We start from the raw sequence: 19,906 nt of genomic DNA on the forward strand, positions 1-19,906 counted from the left end.
GGTAAGAATCCTCAGGCGGTTTTACGCAGCAGGCCGTGTTTTTTCAGGTGAACCAGCAGGATGGAGATGGCCGCCGGGGTGATGCCGGAGATGCGGGAAGCCTGACCAATGGTCTGCGGTTTGGCATCGTTCAGCTTGGCTTTCACCTCGTTGGAGAGGCCGTTCACCTCGCGATAGTCCAGATCCAGCGGCAGCAGGGTGTTCTCGTTGCGCAGCTGTTTTTCCACTTCATCGTGCTGACGTTCGATGTAACCGGCGTACTTGATCTGGATCTCAACCTGTTCGGCCGCGGCAGGATCAGTCACGGAAGGGCCGACACCTTCGATTGCCATCAGCGCATCATAGGTCACCTCGGGGCGACGCAGCAGCTCTTCCAGACTCTGTTCGCGGGTCAGCGGGGTGTTGACCAAGGCGTTGACCGCTTCCAGTGACGGATGTTGCGGGTGGATCCAGGTTGAACGCATGCGCTGACGCTCCAGCTCGACCTGTTCCATCTTGGCGTTGAATTTGCTCCAGCGCTCGTCATCCACCAGACCCAGTTCGCGACCGATGGCGGTCAGGCGGATATCGGCGTTGTCTTCACGCAGCAGCAGGCGATATTCGGCGCGGCTGGTGAACATGCGGTAAGGCTCGCGGGTCCCCAGAGTGGAGAGATCGTCCATCATCACGCCCATGTAGGCCTGATCCCGACGCGGGTTCCAGGGATCCTTGTCCTGGGCACGCAGCGCGGCGTTCAGACCGGCCATCAGGCCTTGTGCCGCCGCCTCTTCGTAACCGGTCGTACCGTTGATCTGGCCAGCGAAGAACAGGTTTGGAATGCACTTGCTCTCCATGTTGGCCTTGAGATCCCGCGGATCGAAGAAATCATATTCGATGGCATAGCCGGGGCGGGTGATGTGGGCGTTCTCGAAGCCGCGCACAGAACGGACGATCTGCACCTGCACGTCAAACGGCAGGCTGGTGGATATCCCGTTCGGATAGAGTTCGTGGGTGGTCAGGCCTTCCGGTTCGACGAAGATCTGGTGAGCCGTCTTGTCGGCGAAACGGGTGATCTTGTCTTCGATCGACGGGCAGTAGCGCGGGCCGATCCCCTCGATCACCCCGGCGTACATGGGGCTGCGATCCAGGTTATTGCGGATCACCTCGTGGGTACGCTCGTTGGTGTGGGTGACGTAGCAGGGCACTTGACGGGGATGCTGGCTGGCATTGCCGATAAACGAGAAGACGGGGCGCGGATCGTCACCGTGCTGCTCCTGCATTACGGAGAAATCGACGCTGCGGGCATCGATGCGCGGCGGCGTACCCGTCTTGAGACGATCGATGCGCAGCGGCAGTTCACGCAGGCGCTGGGCCAAGGCGATCGAGGGAGGATCCCCGGCACGGCCGCCCTTGTAGTTTTCCATCCCGATGTGGATCAAACCGTTCAGGAAGGTACCGACCGTCAGCACCACTGTCTTGCCGCTGATGCGGATCCCGCTCTGGGTGACCACACCGGCAACACGATCCCCGTCCATGATGAGATCGTCACAGGCTTGCTGGAAGATCTTCAGGTTCGGGTAGTTCTCCAGCATCTGGCGAACGACGGCCTTGTAGAGCAGGCGATCCGCCTGGGCACGAGTGGCTCGCACTGCCGGGCCCTTGGAGGAGTTGAGGGTGCGGAACTGGATCCCGCCAAGATCGATGGCACGCGCCATGATCCCGCCGAGTGCGTCAACTTCCTTGACCAGGTGTCCCTTGCCGATCCCGCCGATCGCCGGATTACAGGACATGTGTCCCAGCGTATCGATATTGTGGGTCAGCAACAGGGTGTTCATGCCCATACGGGCTGCCGCTGTTGCTGCTTCGGTTCCGGCATGACCGCCACCGACGACGATCACATCAAATTGTTCATGGTATTGCATTGGGATCACCTTGATCTGCACGCCTGAAGATCTTTATTTGCCTGGGCTAAAGGGCGGAACATTCTATCTGTTTCGCGTCCTGAGGGGAACGTCTACTTAACGTTCAGTATGAAGGGAGGATCCACTAATTAGATCTTAAGGATCTTTAGATCGATCTTTTACTGGATCTCTTATTAGGATCCGCCCTTTCTGTTGATAAGCACTTTTTGATCATAAAGATCATTAATTTAAGGACGATCCTAGCTTGTGGAAAAGCTTGGATCCTGGCCCGGTGAACGAGGGGATAACCAGGACTTTTATACACAGATGTCTGTCGGTCTGGATCTAATACATGGATAACTATAGGTTTTACAGAGCTTTACACCGTAGTTATGCACATTACCCCTGGGCGTTGTGGGTAACCTTGTAGAACAACCCCCCCGGATCAATCTGTTAATAACATGGTGGATAGTCGATCTGGGGATAAGTGGGGAGATCAAGCTTTTTTTCAGGATCTCCCGCACGCCGATCAGGCGATCATCGTCATCCAGTCGCGGATCCACACTTCTGCGGCATCTTCGGGGATCTCGTGTTGGGTCACATCGATGTCGAGTCGCTCGCCAATCCGGCTGGCTCCGCACTCGGCCAGCAGGCGATCCAGCGTCTTGCCGCCCTGGCAAAAGGTGTCATAACTGCTGTCACCAAGGGCGATCACGCCATATTTCAATGAATTAAGATCCGGATGCTGCTCGGCAAGCTCCTTGGCGAAGGGTTGCAGGTTGTCGGGCACATCCCCGGCACCATGGGTGGAAGTGACCACCAGCAGGATGGATCCCGCATCATCCAGTACCTCTGCCAGCTTGGCCGGGTTGTGGATCCGGGTCTGGTGGCCAGCCTGTTCCAGCAGGTTGGCGACGTGGTCTGCGACATATTCGGCGGCGCCCAGCATGGAGCCGACGACGAGATTGAGTTTGGCCATGGAATGGATCCTGATTTCAGACAAAGAAACGGAAAGCCGGATTCTACCGCCAAAGGGTGTGGATAAATATGGATAAAGCTTGGGGATAATGGATCCAGTCAGATAATGCCACCGGATCCATCCTGCCGATCTTTTTTCTGCTTCTTTATATTCCTCCCCATTTTCTTCTCCGCTCATAGCTCTCCTGATGGCTCCCACCTCCCGCGAAATCCTGCCAACGATGCAGTCAGATAACAATGTAGATGCAAATGATTAGCAATTATTGAATCGATTCGATCACGGCTCCTGTAGTAGGATTGCGCTGCTTTATTCGCCCATGGAACAGGGTGATGTCGCGACAAACGACCACAAATAACAATTAAAACAACATAACTCATTGATAAACGAGACTTTAATATGATTGCGCAAAAATACACTACAGGACCCGGCAAGAAGGGCGCCTTCGGCGTGCTTTCGCTCTCCGGTTTGCTCGTCTCCCTGCCGCTGATGGCCGAACAAACCACCGCTGAGCTGCCCAAAGCCAGCGAAACCATGGTGGTGACAGGTACGGCTATGAAGGTGGAAGTGCCGATGGCCGAGACCCCTCGCGCCGTCTCCGTGGTTAATCGCGAGGAGCTGGATCAGCACGCCGTGTTGCAGCTGGATGAAGCGATTCGCTACCGTTCCGGCGTATTGACCGGCCTCTATGGCTCAGACAACAACACCGACTGGTTCAAGGTGCGTGGCTTCGATGCCGCCTCTTATCTGGATGGCAACCGGTTGTTTGGCACCGGCTACTACGTCTGGACGCCGGAACCGTTCGGTCTGGAGAGTGTGGAAGTGCTGAAGGGGCCAGCCTCGATCCTTTACGGTGAGGCGCCTCCGGGCGGGGTGATCAATGCCATCAGCAAGCGACCGACCGCCACGCCGCAAGGGCAAGTAGATCTGCAGCTTGGCAGCCGGGATCATCGTCAGGTCGGGGTGGATGTCTCTGACGCGCTCTCCGACAACAGCCGCTACCGCATGGTTGCTCTTTATAAAGAGCGTGATGGTGTGCTTACCGGCACCTACAACGATCGGGTTTATCTGGCGCCGAGCGTCACCTTCGATCTTTCGGATCGTACCAGCCTGACCCTGCTGGCCAGCTTCCTGCACGACGAAGGGGTCCCGACCAACGGCTTCTTCCCGGTCTATGGCACCCTGAATACATCAGGTGGCCAGATTGATCCCTCTACCAACCTGAGCCAGCCGGATTACGATCGCAACCGCAATACCCAGATCTCCACCGGTTACGAGCTGGCCCACCAGCTCAACCAGACTTGGGAGTTCAAGCAGAACGTCCGCTTCAACTACAACGATCTGCTGCTGCGCCAGACCTATATCTTCCCGACCTATGAAGGCACAACTGCCAGTCGTGGCCTGGTTTACCGTGATGGCAATACCAAGAGTGCCACCATGGACAACCAGATGGTGGGCTACTGGAACACCGACAGCACCGAGCAGACCTTGCTGCTGGGGGTGGATCTGCAGCGTCATGTCAATGAAGGGGTCGAGGCCGACAACTACGCCATGGGCACCATCAATACCATGAACCCGGATTACAGCGGCTTCCCCGGTTTTGACGAGTCGACCGCCACTCACCAGAAGAGCAGCAAGGGCCAGAGCGGCCTCTATGCCCAGCACCAGATCCGCTGGGACGATCGCTGGTTGCTGACTGCCGGTGGCCGTTTCGACTATGTGGAGACCCACAACACCAATACCAGCCAGGACGAGCGCCAGTACGATCACGAGCTCTCCCTCTCGGGCAGCCTGATGTATCTGGCCGACAACGGCCTCTCTCCCTACTTTGCCTATGCCGAGTCGTTCGAGGTGCTGCCGGGGATCGATCCCAACACCCGAAACTCCTACAAGCCGCTCAAGGGCAAGCTCTACGAGACCGGCGTGAAGTATGCGCCTGCCTTCCTCGACGGTTACATCAATCTGGCGCTGTTCGATCTGGCCCAGACCAACTCGCTGGTCTCTACCGGTTCCGGCCAGCAGACCCAGGCGGGTGAAGTGACCTCTCAGGGGGTTGAGCTGGAAGGGAGCGTGCAGGTGACCGATGCGCTGCGTCTGACCGCTGCTTATACCTACACAGATGCCAAAACCAACGACACCGGCAGTGGCGATCGCCATGCCAGCCTGATCCCTCGCCACCAGGCCTCCTTCTGGGGCAACTACAAGGTGCAGCAAGGGGTGGCTTCGGGTCTGGAGCTGGGTACCGGTGTACGTTATATCGGTTCCAGCGTGGGTATTGGCGCCGTGAATGCGGATTTCACCCCCATCTACGGCTCTGCCGAGGTGCCGGCCCATACCGTCTGGGATGCGATGATCGGGTATGACTTTGCCAAGAACTGGCGTGCCCAGCTCAACGTCAACAACCTGCTGGGTGAAACCTACGTGGCCAGTTGTGACTATTACTGCTACTACGGCGAGCCGCGCAGCGTAGTGGGCAGCATCAACTACCGCTGGTAATCGAAGTCGGGCGGGAACCGGATTCCCGCCCTTCTTTTCACCCGCAGTTGTTCTGACCTCTCTGGAATACCGGTCCGTTATGGAACTCTTGTCTCTGGTTTATCGCCAATATCGTTGGCCTTTTATCGCCATTACCCTGCTCAGTCTGCTCAGTGCCGTCAGCGGGATTGGCGTTATTGCTTTTATTAATCAGTATCTTATCGAATCTATAGGTGATCCGCTGCCGATCCTCGGTCAGCTGGTCGGCCTGATAGTGCTGCTGCTGGTGATCACACTCGGATCTCAGCTGGCCCTGACCACTCTCGGTCACCATTTTGTCTACCGGTTGCGTGGCCGTCTGCTCAAGCAACTGTTGGATAGCGATGTCGCCCGCATCCGCCAGATTGGTCAGGGGCCGCTGCTGGCCTCCCTCTCCAGCGATATCGGCCAGATCACCATTGCCTTCGTGCGCCTGCCTGAGCTGGTGCAGGGGCTGGTACTCACGCTGGGCTCTGCCCTCTATCTTGGCTGGCTCTCTCCTGCATTACTCGGGGTGACCGCGCTCTGGGTCACGATTACCATGGTGGTGGGCTGGTTGTTGGTGAACCGTGTTTATCGCCATCTCTCCCACATGCGTCAGGCCGAAGATCGGCTCTATCAGAACTATCAGGCCATCATCGCCGGCAGCAAGGAGCTGGCGCTAAACCGCGAGCGGGCTCACTTCGTTTACCACCAGCTCTATGAGCAAAATGCCCGTGACTACCGCCAGCAGATCATCCGCGCCGACACCTATCACCTGAGCGCGGTGAACTGGTCGAATATCATGATGCTGGGGGCGATCGGTCTGGTCTTCTTTCTGGCCAACGGCCTTGGCTGGGCCAACACCAATGTGGCTGCTACCTTTGCGCTGACCCTGCTGTTCCTGCGCACCCCGCTGTTGCAGGGGATTGGCGCCCTGCCGACCCTGCTTGCCGCTCAGGTGGCGTTCGACAAGATCGCCGCCCTCAATCTGGCCGAGCCGGATGCGGACTTCCCGCTGCCGCCCGCCATCCGCCCCTGGCAGCGTATCGAGTTGGAGCAGGTGAGCTTTCACTATCAGGGGGAGGGCGGTTTTGCCGTTGGCCCCATCGATCTGGTCATCGAAAAGGGGGAGCAGATCTTCATCATCGGTGGCAATGGCTCCGGCAAGTCGACGCTGGCCATGCTGCTGACCGGCCTTTACCAGCCGGTATCGGGCCGGATCCTGCTGGATGGTGAGCCGATCACCGATCGCAACGGCTATCTGGCGCTCTTCTCCGCCATCTTCACCGACTATCACCTGTTCCAGCACCTGCTGGGGCCGGAACCCAAGGATGAGCTGGTGGCCGAGTGGCTGGAGCGGTTGCAGATGGGCAGCAAGCTCACCATCGAGGATGGCTTTATCGCCGATATAGAGCTCTCCCAAGGGCAGCGCAAGCGGGTCGCTCTGCTGCTGGCGCTGGCCGAGCAGCGCGAGGTGATGCTGTTTGACGAGTGGGCTGCGGATCAGGATCCCCAGTTCCGCCGCATCTTCTATCAGCTGCTGTTGCCGCGCCTCAAGGAGATGGGCAAGACGGTAATTGCTATCAGTCACGATGATCACTATTTCCCGCTGGCCGATCGCCTGCTGGAGATGCGTCAGGGCCAGCTCACCGAACTGACCGGGGCGTGCCGCGCCGCAGTGAGCCGTGATGCGATTGCCCATCTGGATTGCGAGGTGCCAGCTTGATGCCGGCACCGATGAGACTGGCGGCAAGCCAGCACAGGAATTGCTTATGTTCGAGATGAAATCAGCCAGCTTCACGGTCAATGACCGCACGCTGCTGCACCCCACCGACCTGCGTTTCGAGCAGGGACAGGTCTATGGCCTCATCGGCCACAATGGGTCGGGTAAATCGACCCTGCTCAAGCTGCTGGCACGCCAGCAACCCTTGAGTGATGGAGAGATCCTGTTCGATGGCAAGCCGCTACCCGACTGGGGCAACCGGGAGTTTGCCCGTCAGGTGGCCTATTTGCCCCAGCATCTGCCGAGCGCCGAGAATCTGCTCGGGCGGGAGCTGGTGGAGATGGGCCGCTATCCCTGGCGCGGCCTGTTGGGCCGGATGGGGGCGGAGGATCACCGTCAGGTCGATCGGGCCATCGCCCTTACCCATACCGAACGCTTTGCCGATCGGCTGGTGGATACCCTCTCCGGCGGCGAGCGGGGCAGGGTCTGGCTGGCGATGCTGCTGGCGCAGGAGAGCCGCTTCATCCTGCTGGACGAGCCGCTGGCCGCGCTGGATGTGGCCCATCAGGTGGAGGTGCTGACGCTGGTCAAGCAGTTGAGCCGTCAGCTAAACCTTGGGGTCATCATCGTCATTCACGACATCAATATGGCCTCCCGCTTCTGTGATCGGTTGGTGGCGCTCCACTCCGGCCGCCTGCTCACCCACGGCGAACCGGAGGGGATCATGACCAGCGAGACCCTGAACGCCATCTATGGCATCCCGATGGAGGTCATTCGCCATCCGGCTCATGCTCATCCCATCGCCATCGTCTGACCGGGGGCTCTCTTGAACCGTTTATTGAAGAAGATGGCACCCTGCCTTATCAGCCTGCTGCTGCCACTAGCGGCGCAGGCCGACACATCCCCGATCGCCTCTGCGCCGCTACCCCGTATCGCCACCGTCGACTGGACCATCGCCGAGACCCTGCTGGCGCTCGGGGTGACGCCGCTGGCCGTTGGGGATGCAGGCCCCTATCAGGCATGGGTCGGCGAGCCACGGCTACCTGCCGGAGTGGTGGATATCGGCCTGCGCACCCAGCCCAACCGTGAGCTGCTGGCGGAGCTCAAACCCGATCGCATCCTCATCTCGCCGCTGGCGGCCCCGCTGGCGCCAACTCTTTCCCGCATCGCGCCGGTGAGCACCATCGCCCTCTATGATGGGCAAACCGATCTGTGGCAGAGACTGCACGAGGTGACCCTGACCCTCGCCCGCATGGTGGGCAAAACCGCCGAGGGCGAACGGCTGCTGGCCGGGCTGGATCGTGATCTCGCCAGCATGCAGGCCAGATTGCCTGCGGATCTGCCGCCCCTGCTGGTGGTGCAGTTTATCGATGAGCGCCATGTGCGGGTGTTTGGTCGCCACAGCCTGTTCGATGCGGTGATGACGCGGCTCGGGCTGCGTAATGGCTGGCAGGAGCAGACCAATGACTGGGGTTTCTCGGTGGTCAGCATCGAGCAGTTTATGACCTTGCCAACCGCGCGGCTGGTGGTGGTCGATCCCATCCCGGTCGGAGTGAGCGAACGGCTGCAGGAGCCTGGGCTGTGGCAGCATCTGCCGCTGGTACGGCAGGCGCCCGTGCTGCATCTGCCTGCGGTCTGGAGTTTTGGCGGCGTATTGGCCGCCCGCCGTTTCGCCGGTCTGCTCAGCGATGCATTGCTGCAAGATGCCGAGCGTATGGAGGCTAGCCGATGAAGCGACTGCTCACATCGCCGCTGCTGCGGCCTGTCTCGATCCTGCTGGGGTTGACCCTCTTGCTCGCGTATTGGGAGCTGGCTCGCCAGCTGCCCGGTGCGCTCTGGTGGCAGAGCCTCTTCGCCCCCAATCTGGATGATGTCAGCCAAGCGGTGGTGCATTTCAGCTGGCTGCCCCGCTTGGCTGTCACCCTGTTGGCCGGGGCGGCGCTCGGGCTGGCAGGCACCCTGATGCAGCAGGTGCTGCGCAACCCGCTCGCGTCACCGACCACCTTGGGGGTGGCCTCCGGTGCCCAACTGGCGTTGATGATGGTGACCCTGTTTGCCCCCTCCTGGTTGCTGCTGGGGCGGGAGTTGATCGCCATGGCCGGTGGCAGCCTTGCGATGGCACTGGTGTTTGCCCTGGCCTGGCGTCGCCAGCTCAATCCGGTGGTCATCGTCTTTGCCGGGCTGGTGATCAACCTCTATCTGGCGGCCATCAGCATGGGGCTCTTGCTGTTCTTTCAGGAGGAGCTGAAAGGTTTGCTGGTGTGGGGCAGTGGCTCGCTAGTGCAGAACAGCTGGAGCGGGGTGAGTTACCTGTTACCCCGCCTGCTGGCAGCCGCTTTGCTGGCCGCAGTACTGGTGCGCCCGCTGGCGGTGCTGGAGCTGGATGATGCCAGCGCCCGCAGTCTGGGGGTCTCCCTTCAGCATCTGCGTTTTGCCGGACTTGGGCTGGCGGTGTTTGTCACCGCTTGCGTGGTGAGCGTTGTGGGGCTGATCGGCTTTATCGGGCTGGCAGCGCCCGCCATGGTGCGGCTGCTCGGGATCCGCCAGCTTGGCCAGCGCCTGTTGTGGGCACCGATCCTCGGCGCCCTGCTGCTGGCGGCGACCGATCTGCTGCTGCAGAGTCTGAGCCGCTTCTGGCCGGTATTGATCCCCACCGGCGCCATGACCGCATTGCTGGGCGCGCCGCTGCTGCTCTGGCTGATCCCGCGCCTTGGCATCAAGTCGGGTACGCCTAAGGCAAACGCCGCTCTGCAGGTGGCTCGCCATCCGGCTCCGGCTCGCCTTATCGGCCTGTTGCTGGTCGGGCTGCTGCTGGCCGTGGTCGCCTCCCTGCTGGTTGGGCAGGGAATGGCGGGCTGGAGCTGGCCAAGCTGGCTCCGCTGGCAGGCCCAGCTGGAGTGGCGGCTGCCGCGCACTCTGGCTGCGGGGGCGGCTGGCGTGCTGCTGGCGCTGGCGGGCACCCTGTTGCAGCGGGTCAGCAACAACCCGATGGCGAGTCCGGAGCTGCTGGGGGTGAGCGGCGGCACCTTTATGGGGGTGATTACCACAGCGCTGCTGCTGCCCGCGTTGCCCCTGCCGCTGATGCTGGCCGGTGGCTTGCTCGGAGCCTTCGGCTGCCTGTTGCTGCTGGTGGTGGTCAATCGCAAGCACGGCTTCCAGCCGGAGCGGATCCTGCTCTCAGGTATCGCCATCACGGCACTGTTTGAGCCGCTGCAGGCCATTGCGCTGGCCAACGGCGACCTGCGGGTGCAGCAACTGCTCTCCTGGATGTCCGGTTCTACCTATTACGTCACCCTGCCGGTGGCCTATGGGCTGGTGGGGCTGGCGCTGTTGATGCTGGCCGCCTGCCTGCTTGTCAGCCGCTGGCTCGATCTGCTGCCAATGGGGAGTGCGGTGGCGACCGCACTCGGCATTCGCCTCAACCGTGCCCAGCTCGCCATCCTGCTGCTGGTGGCCGTTCTCACCGCCAGTGCCACCCTGGTGGTGGGGCCGCTCTCCTTCATCGGTCTGCTGGCGCCGCATATGGCCAAGCTGATGGGGTTGGTGCGGGCACGTTGGCATCTGCTTGGGGCCGCCGCTTCCGGCGCCCTGTTGATGGTGTCGGCGGACTGGGTCGGCCAGCAGATCATCTTCCCGCAGGAGGTGCCGGTCGGACTGGTCTCCACCCTGTTGGGGGGCGCTTACTTCATGTGGTGCCTGCGCCGCCTTTAGGTTTGTGGATTGGCTATCGTGTAGTCGGATCAGGGTTGCCAATATGGCAGTAACGATAGGCAGTGTTTTTTGGGGCCAATAACTTGGCCCCCAATATGAGCCGACGTGGCAACTGTTGGGATCATGCTGTCTCTGAATCGTTCTTCAGTTCGCTGAAAAAAAGATCGCATCATAAAAAGGATCAACAAAACCCACGATCTGGCCCGCGCCGAAATCTTCGATTGCATTGAAGCGTTCTACTACAGAGTGGCGTTGTTTCCCAAATCAACCATCAAGCAGCAACTGCCCCAGCCCCTGGTGACCGCTACACTCGGGGCTTTCTGACAGGTAGACCAAGGGTATTCAGCTTGTTTATGGCGCTAACATACGCCATGACTTCTCCCACTTGGCCGTTGTAGTTACGCAGACTGATTTTCCCCGCCAGCAATTGCTTGAGCCGATACATCGCCGTCTCTGCCAGCGAGCGACGGTGATACCCCGATATCTTCTTCCAGTGCGCCAGCCCTTTCTTGCGCATCACCAGCACGGCCTCATTTCTTGGATGCCCCTTTTTCCATAGCCCCGCGCTCTTACGAGGCGGGATACAGGCTGTCGCCCCTTTGCGCGAGATAAGCTGATGGCTGGCTTTGCTGTCATAGGCACCATCCGCATAAACATGTCCCAGCTTACGCCGCAGAGGGTTGAGCAAGGTGGGCAACACCTCGGCATCATGGACATTTTCCAGTGAGACTTCCGCCGCCACGATATCGTGGGTCACCGGGTCTACCGCCAGATGCAACTTGCGCCACACTCGCCGCTTCTCCGAACCGTGTTTTCTGACCTTCCACTCGCCTTCCCCAAACACCTTGAGCCCGGTTGAGTCGATAACCAAGTCGGTAATACGTTCCTTTGGGGGCTGTCGATAAGCCACAGTCACCGAGCGTGCTCGCTTGCTGACGCAGCTATAGTCCGGTGCGCACAACGGTACATTCATCAACTCGAACAGGGAGTCTAGTAGTCCCTGAGTGGCCCGCAGAGTGAGGTTGAAAATCCCCTTGAGCATCAGGAAGGTACAGATGGTCTGGTCGGTGTAAAGCTGGCTGCGACCTCGGCGCCCATGATGGTCGTGGTGAAACCAGCTGTTCATGGCTTCGGCATCAACCCAGAAGGTGAGTGAACCACGGTTAATCAAAGACTTGTTGTATGTAGGCCAGTTGGTGATGGGGTGAAGCGACGTGCCCATGATGCAAACTTGAAGAGGATGGTGGTGATCAGATCTCCGAGTCCTCAGTAAGTTCCCTTCAAACTGCATCGATTTAGGCAACAACGCCCTACAGAGTGCGACGCTAGAGCCACCTTGGATGCGCGCCACACCAAAGGTCTTCGAATAAGTCTCGTCGTGAGAACAGAATATGTCTACCATCGTGGGCTAAGTCCATCTGATCTGGGTATGATCCTGCGCCAGATTGTCTCGACTTCACTTGCTTATTGTCTTATAAATACAAACGTTTAGATATTGCCAACCTAGCGAGGCAAAGGATGAAATTTATTTTCGATCTCGACGGAACACTTAGCTGCTGTGAAACATTGCCTATCATAGCTAAAAGTTTCAATGTCACTACGCAAATAGAAGAGTTAACTGCCCAGACTATTAATGGTCAGATCCCATTCATGGAAAGTTTCATCAAGCGGGTTGACATACTTGGTCACCTAGATGTGGCTCAAGTTGCTCGCATCGTAGCGGATATTCCCCTTAACCAGTCTCTGCTCGATTTTATCAATAGTAACCGTGATGACTGTATTATTGCCACTGGAAATTATAATGGCTGGATCGCAGAATTAGCCAAAAAAATAGAGTGCGTAATTCGATCATCAGAAGGGGAAGTTGATGCCAATGGCAAGGTTAGATTAACCAAAATACTAAAGAAAGAAGATATTGTTAAAGAGTATCAAGCGCAAGGTGAGCAAGTCGTTTTCATCGGTGATGGAAATAATGATGCTGAGGCCATGAGGATCGCTGATGTTTCTATTGCTTGCGGCTTGATTCACCAACCGGCAAATACGGTAATGCAAGTTGCAGATTATGCAGTATATGATTCTGTTGCTATGCTCAGGTTACTGCAACAGATAAAATCACCTCAAAATGGAAGGTCAGTGGTAATTAGTGCTGCGGGGGTTGGTTCGCGCCTTGGGCTGGGACAAACAAAGTCGCTTATTAAGCTACAAGGGGTGCCACTTATTCATCTACAGCTAGAACAATTCCGGCATGTAAGTGATCTTAGAATAGTTGTTGGTTTTCAGGCTAGCAGTCTTATTGATGAAGTATGCTCGATCAGAAAAGATATTATTTTTGTTTTCAATCACGATTATTTTCACTCTAAAACTGGCGCTAGTCTCTATCTTGGTGGTAAACATGCTAATGAAATGATTATTGCTTGGGATGGGGATCTATTAGTTCACCCAGATGATATTGCTCAGTGCATTGAAGCAGAGCAAGAATTTATTGGGGTGAGTCAAAAAGTGAGCGAAGACGCAGTTTTTGTGAAGCTCAATGAACAAGAACAAGTTGTTTCATTTTCCAGAGATGATGGTGATTACGAGTGGTCTGGACCTGCTGCCATCCGCAGGGAAAATATAAGATTTACCTCGGGCCATCTTTACAATCTTTTAGAACCATTATTGCCAATGTCTGCGAAGATAATACGAGCGCAAGATATTGACACTTATGAAGACTATAAGAAAGCTGTTGATTTTGTGGACTCGTGGAGTAGTGGTAATCATAAAATAAATAGTTATTATGAAAAACTAGCCAGCAAAATAAAATCACCAATAGAGACTAGAAATAAAGCCCCCGATTTTTCTATTTTTGATATTGAGTTAGTCAAACGTTTCTCAGATAAAAGTAAAACCCTGCTTGATCTTGGTGCTGGTACTGGGCTGCTTGTTAATCACCTTACAGAAGATTTCTCTAAAATAGTCGCTGTAGAAAAATATTCTAACTTTAGCGATTTTATAAAAAGAATGGACAACCTGAAAGTTATTAATGAAGATCTCAATATATTTGATGTGGCAGAGAAATTTGATCTTGTTACCATTTTTGGTGTGATGAATTTCTTCAATAGAACAGAGGCGGAACGGATTTATCAGAAGGCTCGCTCATGGATACGACCTGCTGGTACTTTGATAGTCAAGCATCAGATGGGGTGTACTGAAGATGTCATTGTTGATGGTTACTCCAAAGAGCTAGGAACAGATTACTACTCTGAATATAGATGGCTACAGCATGAGATAGATCTTATACGTCAAGCCGGTTTCAGCATTAAGGAAGTTGTTGATATTTATCCAAAAGAGTACAACCGATGGGATAACACCCATTTCTATGCCCTTGTCTGTATACCTGAAGAGAGCAGTTAGGCAAAACTGTACTGAATAATAATTATTGGATGACGATACCATGAGTCGATTTACGCGTTTTCTCCAATCATTCCTGAGGTGTTCAGGAAAGTGCGATGCTGATCTCATTTTTTCAGAACAGCTGGTTAATCTGAGTCAGGGGATTGAGCAAGGTAACCAGCAACTGTCAGAGGGGCAGCTAACTCTGCGTGATGATATCTCCAGACTTCAGGCTATAACAGAACTTCTGCGCGAGAAAGTCAGTTCATTACCGGTGATGTCATCAGCCAATGTCCACGATGTGATAGTTACAGCGGCTGAGCTTGAAGATGTTTTTGTTGGTATTTCTAAAAATATCAAGAGTTGGCAGCAGTGCAATATAGTTTTTGCATGTCCAGTGCTACATGATGGTGTCTCGTTACTGTTGCAAGATCAGGAAGTTATTTATGTTCGCAATGTTGACGATTTTGTATTGCATTTGAAAGATCGTCATGTAACAAGTATTGGTATCGCATCACCTTGGCTGATGCAGGATTTTTTTGGTGAGCGACATATCCTAAATCTACTTCTGAGGGCTTGTCAAAGTCATATTTTATATATCGATAATTGCCATTTTGTGGTACATAGCAAGAACACTAGAAAATGTCTTCATAAGGTTGGTTTCTATGAGATAGCACAGCTTTCGGAAAATCAAAAATGTGATTTTGTCTCTATTGGATGTTTGCCTGATGGTTCTTATTCTGTATTTGGTTCTGCACCGGCGATTTATACTGAGTCGCCCAGCTGTGTAACACTTAGGGCGGCTAGACTCCCAATTTGCAATACCGAAAATTTCTATTGGGAGAATTTGATGATAACACCATTTGATTCGACCAAGATTGGTTTTATGGCGCCAGCTGATGGTTTTTCTCTGGCCATTGCTCAGGCAAAAACTGCTGTAGATGATGTGATTAGTATAAAGGCTAAATTTTCGTGGTTGGGGGCTGGGAGTGGACATGCTTCTCTGGTCGCTTGCTATTCAGGCCCGCAAGATAGTCATATGTATGCCTGTATGCTTCAGGCATCCACGGCAGATATGCCTGTTATCACATTATGGGTTAATGATGGTAGTTGGAGGATAATAAGTGAGCCTAAATTTATACCAAGTGAAGAGGTGAATGTTACCGCTGGGCAGTACTCTACTATTATTGCACTCTCTGTCATGTCTACCAAGGTAATGGTTGAGGTTGGCAGCACTCTCATTATTGATGTCATTGACACCAAGTTGACGCGTACACCGCGAGTGGGGATAAGAGCAAGCGATAATCAGTTTGCTGTTTCTCAAATTACCACATAATAAAAGGCCAGACCTCATGAAAATTGTTACCTCAGGCGTAGATTCTGAGTATGTGTTGGCTGATTTATGCAAATACCTTAGGGCGGTTGGTTATGATGTCACAGAGTTGGATTTTGGCCAACTCACAGCGCAGGATGAAGATTTACTTGCCCCCTTTATTGGTGAGGATGTTGTCTACATTACATCAGCACATACTAATTTAACTAGAGATGTTGCAAAGTTTTTGGCGCCAAAATTTAATGAACACTACCCAAATTATTTATCGCCATTAGAAATAATTCAAAAATTAAAACCTAAGAAATCCATATATATTCCACATGATCTTCTTACTCCTTTTGGAGATAAAAATCTCAATGAACTAAGGTTTTTGGATCTTTTTGACTACATACTTACGCCTTTTTCATCCTCTGCACTCCAGGCGACCTTGGGTCGTCATACGAAAGTCATAGAAAGTGGATGGATAAAGCATACAAAAAGTGCTCGTCCTAGCCAGCCAGCCCAAAAAAATAAACCGAGGATTGTACTGTTCATCAGTATGTTTGAACACTTGCGTCTGAGATTTGGTGATTCAGGAATAGTCGATTACTTTGCTCCGCTTATAACGGAAAATGTCAGAGTCAAGTTACCTGCTTGGCGGGACGTGGCGCAGGTAGAGAAATTATTCAATAATCGTTTTCCCGATTGCATCATTCCCGCTGAGGAGTGCTCGATCCGAGCGATTCAGGAGGCTGATGTTGTGTTGTGCAACGGTGCTTCCTCCATACATGCCGAGTCCATTCTAATGGGGCGGCCCACAGTCTGCCTGTTGGATGATGAGGGCTTGCCATCCGATGAGCAGCGCAGCAAGCTGGGACATCTCCAGGCCATTCTGTTTCATGACTATCGACAACGAGCACCATTGGCAGATGAGTTTGTCGAGCAGGCGATGAAATATCACAGCAACTTCCCGTCAGCCCACTTTGATTATGGTGTAGTGGAAAACATCATCAGCAAGTGATGCTGTGGTCATTGTGATGGCGCAGTTGCGTTTGTGCTTGCGGATGCCTGTGGCTGGATCAAGGTAGGAGCCGGCGTAGTAGGTTAAGCGCAGAGCGCGCTTGCCTTCGGCGTCCGGTGCGCAGAATTCGATGCTGATCTTCATGAGTGTCCCCCGAAAGTACCCCGAGAGGTTACTTCGGGGTACTTTCGGGGTAAATTCTCACGAAACAAGATCAGGCAAGAATAGCCAGTAAAAAACAAAATCCAATATTTACAATATCTTATTTTCTCACTGGCTGCTTTTTATTGCTGATTTTTCACCACATTACTTCCCGATGCAGAAGCTGGAGAAGATGCGGCCCAGCAGATCGTCGGAGCTGAATTCGCCGGTGATCTCGGAGAGGGACTCTTGCGCGAGGCGCAGCTCTTCGGCCACCAGCTCGCCGGCCATGAACACTTCCAGCTGCTCCTTGGCCACCAGCAGGCGCTCGGCGGCGCGCTCCAGCGCATCCAGATGGCGGCGACGGGCCATAAAGCCCCCTTCGGTGTTGCCCTGGAAGCCCATGCAGGCTTTCAGGTGCTCGCGCAGGGCAGGCAGCCCCAGCTCGGTCTTGGCGGAGATGCGGTAGACGGCGTGGCCCTGCTCCTGGCTCGGTGCCAGATCCTCGCCGGTCAGGTCGGCCTTGTTGCGAATGACGGTGAGGCCGATGTTTTTTGGCAACCGATCAACAAATTCCGGCCAGATCTCCCGCGGGTCAACCGCGTCTGTGGTGGTGCCATCCACCATAAACAGCACCCGGTCGGCCTGTTCGATCTCGGCCCAGGCGCGTTCGATACCGATCTGCTCCACCTTGTCCTGAGTGTCGCGCAGACCGGCTGTGTCGATGATGTGCAGCGGCATACCATCGAGATGGATATGCTCGCGCAGTACGTCGCGGGTGGTACCGGCAATCTCGGTGACGATGGCTGACTCGCGCCCTGCCAAAGCGTTGAGCAGGCTCGATTTGCCGGCGTTGGGACGACCGGCGATCACCACCTTCATCCCTTCCCGCAGCAGAGCGCCCTGTTTGGCTTCACTGCGCACGTCGTCCAGCTCGGACATGATGCTGTAGAGGTCGCCCGCCACCTTGCCGTCAGAGAGGAAGTCGATCTCCTCGTCCGGGAAGTCGATGGCCGCTTCCACATAGATGCGCAGCCGGATCAGGCTCTCCACCAGTTGCTGGATTTTGCTGGAGAACTGCCCCTGCAGGGAGTGCATGGCGCTGCGGGCGGCCTGTTCGCTGGAGGCTTCGATAAGGTCAGCGATGGCTTCGGCCTGGGCCAGATCCAGCTTGTCGTTGATGAAGGCGCGCTCGCTGAACTCGCCGGGGCGGGCAGGGCGGATGCCATCGATTTTCAGAATGCGGCGGATCAGCATGTCCATGATGACGGGGCCGCCGTGGCCCTGCAGCTCCAGCACATCCTCGCCGGTGAAGCTGTTGGGGGCTTTGAACAGCAGGGCGATGCCCTGATCCAGTACCTGGCCTTGCTCATCCCTGAACGGCAGATATTCGGCGTAGCGCACCCGAGGGAGCTTGCCGAGCACTATCCCGGCGACCTGTTCGGCGGCGGGGCCGGAGACCCGGACTATGCCGACGCCACCACGGCCTGGCGCGGTGGCCTGGGCCACGATCGTATCTGTTGTCATCTTGCTTGGCTCGTTTGTTCGCTGATAGGAAAACGTAGTGGGGACATTGTAATAAAAAAGGCGGCCCGAAGGCCGCCTCTTTTGTCATCACGGGAAGATTAGCTGCGTGAATGCAGTCCTTTCTTCTCCAGCTGACGATAGATGATGGTCTGCTGGATGATGGAGATGACGTTGCTCACCAGCCAGTAGAGAGTCAGGCCAGCGGGGAACCAGAGGAACATGAAAGTGAAGATGATCGGCATGAACTGCATCACTTTCTGCTGCATCGGGTCGGTTACGGTGGTCGGGCTCATCTTCTGCAGATACCACATGGAGGCACCCATGAGGATTGGCAGCACGAAGAAGGGGTCCTTCACTGACAGGTCAGTGATCCACAGGGCAAACGGCGCGTGACGCAGTTCAACGGATTCCATCAGTGCCCAGTAAAGGGCGATGAAGATCGGCATCTGTACCAGGATCGGCAGGCAGCCACCCAGCGGGTTGACCTTCTCCTTCTTGTACAGCTCCATCATGCCCTGAGACATCTTCTGGCGGTCGTCGCCGAAGCGCTCGCGCAGGGCCGCAATCTTGGGTTGCAGCATGCGCATCTTGGCCATGGAGGTGTACTGGGCCTTGGTCAGCGGGAACATGATGCCGCGCACCAGCAGGGTCAGCATGATGATGGCCAGACCCCAGTTCTGGACGAAACCGTGGAACACGGTCAGCAGCCAGTGCAGCGGTTGGGCGATGAACCACAGCCAGCCGTAGTCGACGGTCAGGTCGAGGTGGTTAGCCACCTTGGCCATCTGGTCTTGCAGCTTGGGGCCAACCCACAGTTTGCTGGTCACTTCGGCCTGTTGACCGGCAGCCACGTCAACCATCGGCGCCTTGTAACCGATGATGGCCTGGCCTTTACCCGGGATCACGCGGCTGTAGAAGCTGTTGGTATCGTTTGCGTTCGGAGCCCAAGCAGAGACGAAGTAGTGTTGCAGCATGGCGACCCAACCACCCTTGGTGGTCTTGTTCAGGTCGGCATCCTTCATCTCGTCGAAGGTGTACTTCTTGTAGCGGGTATCTTCAGTGGAGAAGGCACCACCACGGTAAGCGCTGGCTACCATGGCATGACCTTCCTGATCCTTCGGTGTGGCTATGGTCTGCTTCAGCTGACCATAGAACTGCACCTGAACCGGCTCGGCAGATTTGTTGTCGATCTTGTAATCAACGCCAACGGCATAGTCGCCACGCTTGAGGATGAACTCCTTGGTGAAGACCACGCCCTTGCTGTCGGTCCAGGTCATCGGAACGACGACTTGATCCTGACCATCGGCCAGCTGATAGCTGGTCTGGGCGGCTTCATAGGTAGGACGACCTTCGGCCTGACTGTCCGGACCGTTGCGACCCACCAGACCGCTCTGGGCGATATAGAGGTGCTCAGGCTTGCTGGTCAGCAGCACGAACGGTTGGTCCTTGCCCTCTTCCAGTTTGTGAGACAGCAGTTCGGCAGACACGATGTCGCCACCCTGGGTGTCCAGGGTCAGCTTGAGTACGTCAGAGGAGACGGTGATCAGCTTGCGTGCGGCAGTCGCGTTGGCTTGCTCGGAAACCTGAGGAATATCACCGGTCTGACCGGCTTCAGGTACGAAATGTTCGGTTTGGGCCACGGTAGTCGGGGCCGGCTTCGGAGCCTTGTCGGACTCCCACTGTTGCCAGAGCAGAAAGCTCACGAACAGCAAACCGATCAGGAGTAGATTGCGTTGTGATTCCATAG

14 protein-coding genes and 1 pseudogene are annotated in these 19,906 nt (G+C 55.7%); 9 read left to right on the forward strand and 6 right to left on the reverse strand.

Annotated elements, in window-relative coordinates; translation table 11 throughout:
- Window positions 1-11 precede the first annotated feature (11 nt).
- Complete coding sequence (gene mnmG / locus G5195_RS11675; RefSeq protein WP_100654726.1) at window positions 12-1,901, reverse strand: tRNA uridine-5-carboxymethylaminomethyl(34) synthesis enzyme MnmG; 1,890 nt, start codon at window positions 1,899-1,901, stop codon at window positions 12-14.
- A 508-nt stretch (window positions 1,902-2,409) separates the two neighbouring features.
- Complete coding sequence (gene mioC, locus G5195_RS11680; protein ID WP_335838293.1) at window positions 2,410-2,859, reverse strand: FMN-binding protein MioC; 450 nt, start codon at window positions 2,857-2,859, stop codon at window positions 2,410-2,412.
- A 396-nt stretch (window positions 2,860-3,255) separates the two neighbouring features.
- Here mioC and G5195_RS11685 point away from each other — a divergent pair, with 396 nt between their 5' ends.
- The 6 genes and pseudogenes from G5195_RS11685 to G5195_RS11710 form a co-directional block, all read left to right on the forward strand.
- Window positions 3,256-5,352 carry a TonB-dependent siderophore receptor gene (locus G5195_RS11685; RefSeq protein WP_421236163.1) on the forward strand — a complete coding sequence of 699 codons (2,097 nt, stop codon included), beginning with the start codon at window positions 3,256-3,258 and terminating at the stop codon, window positions 5,350-5,352.
- Between the two features lie 79 nt (window positions 5,353-5,431).
- Window positions 5,432-7,078: a multidrug ABC transporter permease/ATP-binding protein gene (locus tag G5195_RS11690; RefSeq protein WP_421236164.1), complete on the forward strand. Its 1,647-nt coding sequence runs from the start codon at window positions 5,432-5,434 to the stop codon at window positions 7,076-7,078.
- A gap of 46 nt (window positions 7,079-7,124) precedes the next feature.
- Complete coding sequence (locus G5195_RS11695; RefSeq protein WP_362771798.1) at window positions 7,125-7,889, forward strand: ATP-binding cassette domain-containing protein; 765 nt, start codon at window positions 7,125-7,127, stop codon at window positions 7,887-7,889.
- 33 nt (window positions 7,890-7,922) lie between these two features.
- Window positions 7,923-8,807 carry an ABC transporter substrate-binding protein gene (locus G5195_RS11700; RefSeq protein WP_236375860.1) on the forward strand — a complete coding sequence of 295 codons (885 nt, stop codon included), beginning with the start codon at window positions 7,923-7,925 and terminating at the stop codon, window positions 8,805-8,807.
- Window positions 8,804-10,786 carry a Fe(3+)-hydroxamate ABC transporter permease FhuB gene (fhuB, locus tag G5195_RS11705; RefSeq protein ID WP_421236165.1) on the forward strand — a complete coding sequence of 661 codons (1,983 nt, stop codon included), beginning with the start codon at window positions 8,804-8,806 and terminating at the stop codon, window positions 10,784-10,786. The genes G5195_RS11700 and fhuB overlap by 4 nt, the downstream gene beginning before the upstream one ends.
- A 24-nt stretch (window positions 10,787-10,810) precedes the next feature.
- Window positions 10,811-11,110, forward strand: a pseudogene (locus G5195_RS11710) (hypothetical protein); the annotation flags it as partial.
- On the opposite strand, the gene G5195_RS11715 reads toward G5195_RS11710, so the two are convergent.
- A complete protein-coding gene (locus G5195_RS11715) occupies window positions 11,091-12,008 on the reverse strand; it encodes an IS5 family transposase (RefSeq protein WP_100645812.1) in 918 nt (305 codons plus the stop codon). The pseudogene G5195_RS11710 and the gene G5195_RS11715 sit on opposite strands and share 20 nt — an antisense overlap.
- A gap of 296 nt (window positions 12,009-12,304) precedes the next feature.
- On the opposite strand from G5195_RS11715, the gene G5195_RS11720 reads away from it, so the two are divergent.
- Genes G5195_RS11720 through G5195_RS11730 form a run of 3 tightly spaced genes read left to right on the forward strand, consistent with a single transcriptional unit; the run spans window position 12,305 to window position 16,491 of the window.
- Window positions 12,305-14,179, forward strand: a complete 1,875-nt coding sequence (locus G5195_RS11720; RefSeq protein WP_421223548.1) for an HAD-IB family phosphatase — start codon at window positions 12,305-12,307, stop codon at window positions 14,177-14,179.
- A gap of 40 nt (window positions 14,180-14,219) precedes the next feature.
- Complete coding sequence (locus tag G5195_RS11725; protein WP_421223550.1) at window positions 14,220-15,494, forward strand: hypothetical protein; 1,275 nt, start codon at window positions 14,220-14,222, stop codon at window positions 15,492-15,494.
- Between the two features lie 16 nt (window positions 15,495-15,510).
- Window positions 15,511-16,491, forward strand: coding sequence for a hypothetical protein (locus tag G5195_RS11730; RefSeq protein WP_216952506.1), 981 nt, complete (start codon window positions 15,511-15,513; stop codon window positions 16,489-16,491).
- Here the strand turns inward: G5195_RS11730 and G5195_RS11735 are convergent.
- The 3 genes from G5195_RS11735 to yidC all read right to left on the reverse strand — a co-directional run bounded on the left by G5195_RS11735 (window position 16,444) and on the right by yidC (window position 19,904).
- Entirely contained in the window at window positions 16,444-16,635 is a 192-nt protein-coding gene (locus G5195_RS11735; RefSeq protein ID WP_421223552.1) for a hypothetical protein, read from the reverse strand. The genes G5195_RS11730 and G5195_RS11735 overlap by 48 nt on opposite strands.
- Window positions 16,636-16,797: 162 nt before the next feature.
- Complete coding sequence (mnmE, locus tag G5195_RS11740) at window positions 16,798-18,159, reverse strand: tRNA uridine-5-carboxymethylaminomethyl(34) synthesis GTPase MnmE (RefSeq protein WP_421223554.1); 1,362 nt, start codon at window positions 18,157-18,159, stop codon at window positions 16,798-16,800.
- A gap of 98 nt (window positions 18,160-18,257) precedes the next feature.
- A complete protein-coding gene (gene yidC / locus G5195_RS11745; protein ID WP_421223556.1) occupies window positions 18,258-19,904 on the reverse strand; it encodes a membrane protein insertase YidC in 1,647 nt (548 codons plus the stop codon).
- Window positions 19,905-19,906: the final 2 nt, after the last annotated feature.

This window comes from Aeromonas sp. 601039, from assembly GCF_049174415.1.
Classification (GTDB): Bacteria; Pseudomonadota; Gammaproteobacteria; order Enterobacterales; family Aeromonadaceae; genus Aeromonas; species Aeromonas veronii_A.